Source organism: Extensimonas soli (assembly GCF_029211265.1).
In the GTDB taxonomy this organism is placed as follows: domain Bacteria; phylum Pseudomonadota; class Gammaproteobacteria; order Burkholderiales; family Burkholderiaceae_C; genus Extensimonas; species Extensimonas soli.
Map to the genome: position 1 here is coordinate 21,030 of NZ_JARGEL010000005.1, position 8,951 is coordinate 29,980.

The window sequence follows — 8,951 nt, forward strand, 5'->3', positions numbered from 1 at the left end:
CATGAGCTACAAATTGGAATACAAAACCATCAGCTTCGGTCTCGATCCGACCACACGCCAGCCCACCCAAGGGATTGCGGGGAACTTTTACATCCCTTCCTACCAGCGCGGCTATCGCTGGACGAAGGACGAAGTCACCAAATTACTCGACGACATCTGGGAAAGCGGTGGCGAGCCTTACAGCCTGCAGCCGATCGTCGTCAAAGGCTTGGGTTCGGGTTCCTGGGAGTTGATTGACGGTCAGCAGCGGCTCACCACGCTGTGGATACTTCTACGCTTCATGCAAAAGGGCACGATACCCTATTCTCTGGAATACGAGACCCGCCCCGAAAGCCTTACTTATTTGCAAAACATCGATGCCGGCCGATCTACCGACAACATTGACTTCTTCCACATCTATCAGGCTTATGCCACGATCGCAGCCTGGTTTGTGAATAAGATGGGGGCGCCGTACCAGCAGTTTCTCATCGATGAAATGTTCCGATTCCTGTCTACCTCGGTGCGCATCATTTGGTACGAAGTTCCTGAGGCCGAAAAGCCGATACCGCTGTTCACACGCCTGAACCAAGGCCGTATTCCTTTGACGGATTCTGAACTCATCAAGGCGGTCTTGCTGGCAAATATTGAAAAGGTCAAATCAGGGCGAGAAACTGAAGTGGCCGCCCAATGGGACGGCATCGAGCGCGATTTGCAGCGGGACGATATCTGGGCTTTTGTCGCCTCCAGAAATTACCACGATCACACGCGGGGTACGCGCATCGACCTATTGCTCGACACCTTGGCAAAAAAACCCGCGACCGGTGCTCGTCGTTACCACACCTTTGATGCTCTGCAAAACGAGGCCCAGGCAAGCAGCCTTGAGTTCTGGAAGAAGATCGTTGCTTTGCACGCGCAAATTATGGGTTGGTTTGAGGAGCCCCGCTGGCACAACAAGATTGGCTTTTTGGTGGCTTGCGGGAAGAGCCTTGGTGACATCCTGCTCCTGTCCCAAGGGCAAGGCAAACAAGCTTTCGAAAAAGCCCTTGTGGTACGCATCAACGAAACATTGAACATCAAGGCCGATGATCTTGGCGATTTGAGCTATGAAAACAGCAGTGCGAAAACCACATTGCAGCGTTTGTTGCTGTTATTCAACGTCGAAATTTGTCGCGAGCGTTTCCCGTTCAAGGAGCACGTTGACACAAGGTGGTCGCTCGAACATGTCCACGCACAAAATGCACAGGATCTCACCCGCGCAGAACAATGGCAAGTTTGGCTGCAAGAGCACGAAAATGCCTTGCAAACTATCCGTTCCGGAAGCAACGACACTGAAATAGATTCCTTGACCGACGAAATCGGCGAAGCCACGCAGCGCTTGGCGGATTCGCAGTTTCGCAGGGAACAATTCAATGACTTGTCAGGGCGCATACAGCGCACGCTCAGCGGCGGCTTGCTCGCAGAGGCCGACCACGGCATTCGCAACCTCGCGCTGCTTTCTCACGGAGCCAACGCCGCCCTGAGCAACGCCGTGTTCGAGGTCAAGCGGCAGAAAGTGCTGGAAATGGACAAGCGCGGTGACTATATCCCTATGGCCACACGCAACGTTTTTCTGAAGTACTACTCCCCAGCAGACCGGCTGCAGCTTCATTTTTGGAGCCCAGCCGACAAAGACGCCTACTTCCTGGCAATCAAAGACACTTTGAACAAGGCGGGTTACCTGAAATGACTGACACCACAATGAATACCGCTGGCACCTCGCAAAATGGCACCTTGACCAGCCTCGCACAACTGTTTGATCATTCTATCAACGGTACCGAAGTCAAAGCGATAGAAATACCGCTGTTTCAACGCGACTATGCCCAAGGCCGCAAGGATGCACAGGTACGCCAGGTGCGCGAGCGTTTTCTGGCCGACCTGTGTGCCGCGCTGGAAGTAAACGGCAAGGAGCTTCATCTCGACTTCGTTTTCGGCGACGTGGTCAATGGCACGCTGTATCCCTTGGACGGTCAACAGCGCCTGACTACGCTTTTTTTGCTGCACTGTTATCTGGCTTGGCAGCAGCCGCAAGGCTCCCTCGGTACCCAGCCATGGCATTCCTTTCACTACGCCACCCGCCCAGGGGCACGGGCGTTTTGCGAGTTTTTAACCCGATGCCAGCCGGACATGTGCCAATCGACCGTGTCCGAATGGCTGTGCGATCAGGCCGATTATCTTCCGACTTGGAAGCATGACCCCACCATCCAGGGTATGCTGGTGGTACTAGATGCGCTGCATGCGCATTATCGAGGCAAACAGTCGTCAGAATTAGCCGCTGCCTGGCAGCGCCTGATCGATCTACATCACCCGGCCATTCGCTTTTTACTTTTGACAGATAAAACCGGAAAATTAAACCACACCTTGTACGTAAAAATGAATTCACGCGGCAGGCCGCTGACGGAGTTCGAAAATTTCAAGGCGGACTTGGAGGCGCTACTGCAGCAGAATTTTGGAAAAGACGATGCCGCAGTCAAGGATTTTTCACACAAAATCGATACCGACTGGGCGGATCTTTTTTGGAAATACCGGGGTGAAAACGACCTGATCGATGAAGAATGCATGCGTTATCTGCGGTTTCTCTTCGAGGTACGGGCCTGGAAACATCGGTTCATCGTGAAGACGGACCACAATGATCTCAGGGCCTTGACCCTTCTCTCTGAATCGTTGCTGGGGCGCAATGCGCCAAGTGCTCGCACTGATTTCGAGTGGATTGTGCGGGCGCTGGATGTATGGATGGAAAACGGAGGCAATGGCATCCGCAAGCCCAAGGATATTAGTGCACTGTTCTCTCAGATTTTTACCCGCCAAGCCCACCCCGCGACAACACCGTTGCGTGTGTTCAATTTTGGTGCGTTCGATTCTGCTGTAGGCGTGGACCTTTTTCATGCTTGCTGCGTAGAATACGGCACACGTTCTTGGTCATTAGCGCATACAGTGCTGTTCTACGGGGTATTGTGCGGCCTGATGAATAGTCATCTTGAACTGTCGGCTATTCATTCCCGTCTGCGCCTCTTGCGCAACCTGATCGAGGCCTCGCGCAATGAAATTCGTGCAGACGATACCCGCAACAACATGCCCGATTTGCTGCAGGAGGTGGAAATCATTATGACCGGCGAGCCTCTCGGGAAGGTCAAAACTTTCAATCAGGTGCAAGTACGCAATGAGCAGGCAAAGCAAGAATTTTTATCCATTCACCCTCATCTACGCGACGATGTCTGCAAGCTGGAAGATCATGAACTGCTGCGTGGGGGCTTGACGGCCTTCGATCTCGATCCGAAGCAGAGCAACTCAACATTTCAAAATCGTGCCACACAATTTCATGCGTTGTTTTTCCAACCGTACCATCAAGTCAGCGCAGCTTTGGTGGCGAAAGGAAATCGCGGGCGTGGTTATCACAAGCATGGCTCAGGCTATTGGGTGACTTATCTAGGCGCTCCCAAGCAAACCGCACTTTGGGAAGATCATTGGCGCCTTCGCTACAACGAAACCACCCACCCCAGCGGCGTCGCTTTGATGGGCTTGTTGGACGAAATGGCGGTCGGAAAATCGCCGCAAGCAGTGATCGATGCATTCATCCAAGACCCTCTTGTTGCCAAGGATTGGCGCTACTACATTGCCAAATACGAGGTGATGCGCGGCGCACACCGCGTTTTTGCCGGAACGTATTTCATCGCTCCGGACCATGGCTATGCGATTTGTCTGCCAAAATCCGACTCCTGTGACAACCGAAGCTACCACCATGATGCCTATCTGCTGGCTTTGGTGGAAACTGCCGGAATACCGCCTGGGCGCATCGATAACGAAGGCTGGCCACGCTGCTTCCCTGGAGACGAAACGCAAGCCCGTTATTTGACGTTACGCCAAAGCGGCCTGAAGGTTCGTTGTGTGGCGCGCGGTTGGCTCTTGGATACAAGCAATCTGGATCAAGGGCAACAAACCGCGTTTGCAAAAATTGCAATCCAATTGGGTATTCAAAAAAATACGAACAATCCTTCTGAATGGGACTTTGACATCGCACAAAAAAACGGGGTAGATACCGAGGATCGCATCGTCAAAGGTGCTGAGCTCATGAGAAATTTAATCGCTTGCGGAATGTAAAGAAAAACTGGGGCATAAAAATTTGGGGGTTTTTCTCATCTGCGAAAGGTGAGGTATTTATCGCCAATCTGGACAAGGCGCGCGGCTTCAACGGCAACGACGACCCCGCAACCCCTACGGCCGTTCGCCCTCCGCCGGCGCAGGCAAACCCCCTCGCATAGAATTTGCGCCCCGAAGCTCATGGGCGCTTGGCGTCCGTTCCAGGTCTATCCTCCATGAACGTTCCGATTGCGTTAACGCAACTGCAGGCGCAGGCTGATGAGGCCGTGCGCTTGCGTGAAATCCCCTATAACTACACCTCGTTTTCCGACCGCGAGATCGTGATCCGGCTGTTGGGCGCGGCGGCCTGGGGCTTGCTCGACCAGCTGCGCAAGGAGCGGCGCACGGGGCGCTCGGCGCGCATGCTCTATGAAGTGCTGGGCGACATCTGGGTGGTGCAGCGCAATCCTTACCTGCACGACGACCTGATGGACAACCCGGCGCGGCGCAAGCTGCTCGTGGATGCGCTGCGGCATCGGCTTGCCGAGGTCGAAAAGCGCCGCACGCCGGGCGAGGACGCCGAGCGCGATCGCATGGTGGGCGAGCTCGTGCAGGCGGCGGCGCAGGCCGTGCTGCGCTTCGATGCGCAGCTTGCGCAGGCGGTGCAGCTGCGCCGCAAGGTGCTGCGCACGCTGGGGCGCTGCACGGCGCGCGACAACATCAAGTTCGATGGCCTCTCGCGCGTGAGCCACGTGACCGACGCGACCGACTGGCGCGTCGAATACCCGTTCGTCGTGCTCACGCCCGACACCGAGGCCGAGATGGCCGCGCTGGTGCAAGGCTGCATCGATCTGGGTCTGACCATCATTGCGCGTGGCGGCGGCACGGGCTACACGGGCGGCGCGGTGCCGCTCACGCCGCTGAGCGCGGTGATCAACACGGAAAAGCTCGAGGCCATGTCGGGCGTGGAGATGCTGCGCCTGCCAGGTCTGGAGCGCGAAGTGCCCACCGTGTGGACCGAGGCCGGCGTGGTCACGCAGCGCGTGGCCGATCTGGCGGAGCGTGCGGGGCTGGTGTTTGCGGTCGATCCGACCAGCGCCGAGGCGTCGTGCATCGGCGGCAACATCGCGATGAACGCGGGCGGCAAGAAGGCCGTGCTGTGGGGCACGGCGCTCGACAATTTGGTGAGCTGGCGCATGGTGACGCCGCAGGCGCAGTGGCTCGAGGTCACGCGCATCGGCCACAACCTGGGCAAGATCCACGACGTGGACGTGGCGCGCTTCGAGCTGCGTTATTTCGCGGCCGACGGCAAGACGCCCGTGCGCACCGAGCAGCTCGAAATCCCCGGTGCGGTGTTCCGCAAAGAGGGGCTGGGCAAGGACGTGACGGACAAGTTCCTCGCCGGTCTGCCCGGGGTGCAGAAAGAGGGCTGCGACGGGCTGATCACGAGCGCGCGCTGGGTGCTGCACCGCATGCCGGCGCACACGCGCACGGTGTGCCTGGAGTTTTTCGGCAATGCGCGCGACGCCGTGCCGAGCATCGTCGAGATCAAGGACTTCATGTTCTCCGAGCAAAAGCGCTCGGGCGTGGTGCTCGCGGGGCTGGAGCACCTCGACGACCGGTATCTGAAAGCCGTGGGCTACGCCACCAAGAGCAAAAAGCACGGCGGCGGCTTGCCCAAGATGGTGCTGTTCGGCGACATCGCAGGCGATGACGCGGACGCCGTGGCGCGCGCCACCAGCGAAGTCGTGCGCATCGCCAATTCGCGCTCGGGCGAGGGCTTCATCGCCGTGAGCCCCGAGGCGCGCAAGAAGTTCTGGCTGGACCGCAAGCGCACGGCCGCGATCAGTCGCCACACCAACGCCTTCAAGATCAACGAGGACGTGGTGATCCCGCTGCCGCGCATGGCCGAATACACCGACGGCATAGAGCGCATCAACATCGAGCTGTCGCTGCGCAACAAGATCAAGCTGTGCGACGCGCTCGAAGCCTTTTTTGCGCGCGGCGAGCTGCCGTTGGGCCGCAGCGACGAGGCCGGCGAAATTGCCCCGGCCGAGCTGCTCGAAGACCGCGTGGCGCAGGCGCTGGCGTTGGTCGCCGAGGTGCGCGCGCAGTGGCAGCAGTGGCTGCGCGACGTGGATGCGCTGTTTGTGCAGCTGCAAGACCACAGCCTGCGCGCGAGCTGGAAAAAGCAGCTGCGCGCGCCGCTGCGCGCGATTTTCACGGGTGCGGCCTTTCAGCCCATTCTCGACGAGGTCGAGGCCATCCACCGGCGCGTGCTCAAGGGCCGCGTGTGGGTGGCGCTGCACATGCACGCGGGTGACGGCAACGTGCACACCAACATCCCCGTGAACAGCGACGACTACGAAATGCTGCAGACCGCGCACGAGGCCGTGGCGCGCATCATGCGGCTCGCGCGCAGCCTGGGCGGCGTGATCTCGGGTGAGCACGGCATAGGCATCACCAAGATCGAGTTCCTGACCGACGAGGAGCTGCGTCCGTTTGCCGCCTACAAGCAAAAAGTCGATCCCGAGGGGCATTTCAACCGCGGCAAGCTGCTACGTAATCAGGAGCTGCTTGGGAAGGATGAACCAGGACTAGGTGCCAATTTGGCTCACAATTCTGGGCCACATCCTGCACCCGGTGAGGTGCTGCACTCCGACCTGACCAACGCCTACACGCCGAGCTTCGGTCTCATGGGCTACGAGTCGCTGATCATGCAGCAAAGCGACATCGGCGCGATTGCCGACAGCGTCAAGGACTGCCTGCGCTGCGGCAAGTGCAAGCCCGTGTGCTCCACGCATGTGCCGCGCGCCAATCTGCTCTACAGCCCGCGCAACAAGATCCTCGCAACCTCGCTGCTGATCGAGGCCTTTTTGTACGAGGAGCAGACGCGCCGCGGCATCTCGATCAAGCACTGGCAGGAGTTCGAGGACGTGGCCGACCACTGCACCGTGTGCCACAAGTGCCTCACGCCGTGCCCGGTGAACATCGACTTCGGCGACGTCACCATGAACATGCGCAACCTGCTGCGCAAAATGGGGCAAAAAAGCTGGCGCCCGGGCAATGCGCTGGCCATGTCCATGCTCAACGCCACCAGCCCCGACACCATCAAGCTGCTGCGCGGCGCCATGGTGAACTGGGGCTTCAAGGCGCAGCGCCTGGCCGTCGATGCGCTGCGCGGCTTGGGGCGCAAGCAGACCGGGCGCCCGCCCGCCACCGTGGGCACGGCGCCGCTGCGCGAGCAGGTGATCCACTTCGTGAACAAGAAGCTGCCCGGCAATCTGCCCACCAAGACGGCGCGCGCGCTGCTCGACATCGAGGACAAAAATTACGTCCCCATCCTGCGCGACCCGGCCACCACCACGGCGGATACCGAGGCGGTGTTTTACTTCCCCGGCTGCGGCTCCGAGCGCCTGTTCAGCCAGGTGGGTCTGGCCACGCAGGCCATGCTGTGGCACGCGGGCGTGCAGACCGTGCTGCCGCCCGGTTACTTGTGCTGCGGCTACCCGCAGCGCGGCAGCGGCCAGTTCGACCGCGCCGAGAAGATGATCACCGACAACCGCGTGCTGTTCCACCGCGTGGCCAACACGCTCAACTACCTCGACATCAAGACCGTGGTCGTGAGCTGCGGCACCTGCTACGACCAGCTGCAGGGCTACCAGTTCGACAAGATCTTCCCCGGCTGCCGCATCATCGACATCCACGAATTCCTGCTCGAAAAAGGCATCACCCTGCCGGGCGGCAACGCCTATCTCTACCACGAGCCCTGCCACAACCCCATGAAGCAGCAGGATTCGCTCAAGACCGTGAAGTCGCTGCTTGGCGATCAGGTGCTCAAGAGCGAGCGCTGCTGCGGCGAATCGGGCACGCTGGGCGTGACGCGCCCCGACGTGGCCACGCAGGTGCGCTTTCGCAAGCAGGAAGAAATCCAAAAGGGTGAGGCCCAGTTGCGCGCGCGCATGCAGGAGTCGGGCGTCGGAGCCGGTGCCGTCGCCCAGAGCGGCAACCTCAAAATCCTCACGAGCTGCCCGAGCTGCCTGCAAGGCCTGAGCCGCTACCAGGACGACCTGCAAAACGGCCTGCTCGAGGCCGACTACATCGTGATCGAAATGGCGCGCGCCATCCTCGGCGAAAACTGGCTGCCCGAGTACGTGGAGCGCGCGAACCAGGGCGGGATAGAGCGGGTGCTGGTATGAGCGCGGCGATAGGTAAAGAGTCCACACCCCGTGCCGCGCCGGCGGCCTGCGCCTTGTGCGCAGAGGAGGGCGGGGCGCTCGTCTGGCGCGGCGCGCAGCTGCGCGTGATCCGCGCCGACGAGGCGGGCTTTCCGGCCTTTTACCGCGTGGTCTGGAATGCGCACCTGGCCGAGTTCACCGACCTTGTGCCCGCGCAGCGTTCGCACTGCATGCGGGCCGTGGCCCTGGTCGAGGAAGCCTTGCGCGCGCACCTTGCGCCCACCAAGGTCAACCTGGCCGCGCTGGGCAACCAGGTGCCGCACCTGCACTGGCACGTGATCGCGCGCTTTGCCTGGGACAGCCACTTCCCCGGCCCCGTCTGGGCGCAGCCGCTGCGTGCGCGCGCGCCCGAGCACGAGGCCGCGCTGCTGGCACGGCGCGCGGCGCTCGAGCAGGGCATGGCGGCGCGGCTGGCGCAGTGCCTCGATGCGGCGTGATGCAAGGTGGCGCCGCGCGCACCATCATGGCTGCATCGAAATCAATAGCTGCTCGCGCTTGATACAAGGGCGCCAAGCCCGAATGGCACTTACTTAAGTTTCTTCGGATGTCCGTGCCGGCGAACGCGAGCACGAGCGCGGCGGCGGGGTTCGGTGAGCAGCGGAAACGATTTGGGTCGTCGTT

Annotated in this window: 4 protein-coding genes; all 4 read left to right on the forward strand. The window is 60.1% G+C overall.

Annotation, left to right across the window (positions count from 1 at the left end; genetic code table 11):
- Window position 1: 1 nt before the first annotated feature.
- The gene (locus tag PYV55_RS00865) at window positions 2-1,705 is read left to right on the forward strand and encodes a DUF262 domain-containing protein (RefSeq protein WP_275848384.1); all 1,704 of its coding nucleotides are present in this window, start codon (window positions 2-4) and stop codon (window positions 1,703-1,705) included.
- Window positions 1,702-4,113 carry a DUF262 domain-containing protein gene (locus PYV55_RS00870; RefSeq protein WP_275848386.1) on the forward strand — a complete coding sequence of 804 codons (2,412 nt, stop codon included), beginning with the start codon at window positions 1,702-1,704 and terminating at the stop codon, window positions 4,111-4,113. The genes PYV55_RS00865 and PYV55_RS00870 overlap by 4 nt, the downstream gene beginning before the upstream one ends.
- Window positions 4,114-4,328: 215 nt before the next feature.
- Window positions 4,329-8,291, forward strand: a complete 3,963-nt coding sequence (locus PYV55_RS00875; RefSeq protein WP_275848389.1) for an FAD/FMN-binding oxidoreductase — start codon at window positions 4,329-4,331, stop codon at window positions 8,289-8,291.
- On the forward strand, window positions 8,288-8,767 hold the full coding sequence (locus tag PYV55_RS00880) for an HIT family protein (RefSeq protein ID WP_275848390.1): 480 nt from the start codon (window positions 8,288-8,290) through the stop codon (window positions 8,765-8,767). The genes PYV55_RS00875 and PYV55_RS00880 overlap by 4 nt, the downstream gene beginning before the upstream one ends.
- Window positions 8,768-8,951 lie beyond the last annotated feature (184 nt).